Genomic DNA, 1,150 nt, shown 5'->3' on the forward strand with positions numbered 1-1,150 from the left:
CGTCGCTCGCCGACCAGGTCGCCGCGGCCGACGACGCCGCCGCGGCCGTCACCGCCGACGGTCGGATCGCCGCCCTGCTCGGCCTCGCGGCGCCGGCCCCCGCCGCCGTGGCCCCGGATGCGGCCGGAGCCTCAGCGGTCGTCGCCACCCCGGAGGACGCCGACCAGCTCGCAGTGACCAGCCGGACCGGCGCGGCCGGTACGACCGGTGTGACCGATGAGGCGGCGGGGCTGAACGGGCTGGCCGAGCAGGCCCTCGCCGCGCTGCGGGCCGCGGTGGCGGCGGGTGAGCGGCGCAGGCTGGAGCTGACGGTCGAGTCCGACGCCGACCGGCGGGTGCTCGCCGCGCTCGGCGACGACGACCTGCGCCCCGCCCGGCCGGAAGTGGTCGCCGTGTGCGCGGCACTGGCCGGCGCGGGGATCTCCGCCGAGCCCGGCTGGGCCTACCTGGCGCGCGTGGTGCCCGCTACCGACCGCGAGGCCCGATGGCGCCGGCATCCCGACATCGTCGACGGGGTCGTCGTCACCACCCAGGACCCGGGCGGCGCGGGCGCCACGCTCGCCCGCGCCCGCGAAGTCCTCCTCGCCGCCCGCCTTCTTCCCAACGCGGCCGTCGCCGTCGCCACGCCGGCCGTGTTCGCCTCTCCCCACGACGATGCAGACCCCGCCGACAGTGCCGGGACCGCCGCCGGTGCCGGTCGTGCCATCGGAGCCGGCCCCGCAGGGGCGACGGCGCGCGCTGACCTCGCCGACGATGAGCCGACGGCCGGCACGTCCGTGTTCGTCGTGCCGCCGAATCCGGCGCTGTACGACGTGGACGCGGCCGCCACCGAGCGGTCGGTGATCCAGCGGCGCCAGGACGACCGGGCCCGGCTCACCGCCGAGCTCTCCACGAGGATCGAGGCCGACCGGGCGTTGCTGGCCGCGGTCACCGGCTGGCGGCGCGCCTACCCGCCGGGGCGGGTCGAAGCGCTGGCCGCCGAGCTCGCCACCGCCCGGCGGGCTGCGGCCGAGGCCGAGGGCACGCTCGCCATGACGGCGGCGGCGACCGAGCGGGCCATGGCCGCGGCGGACGAGGCGATCGCGGCCGTCGAGCCGCTGCGCGCGGCCGAGCAGCGCGCGGCGGCCAAGGCCAGCGAGCTCGACCGACT

1 pseudogene is annotated in these 1,150 nt (G+C 79.3%); it reads left to right on the forward strand.

Going from position 1 to position 1,150, the window contains the following annotated elements:
* Positions 1-1,150, forward strand: a pseudogene (locus FRCN3DRAFT_RS56880) (hypothetical protein); the annotation flags it as partial.

It is taken from the genome of Pseudofrankia saprophytica, from assembly GCF_000235425.2.
GTDB classification, from domain to species: domain Bacteria; phylum Actinomycetota; class Actinomycetes; order Frankiales; family Frankiaceae; genus Pseudofrankia; species Pseudofrankia saprophytica.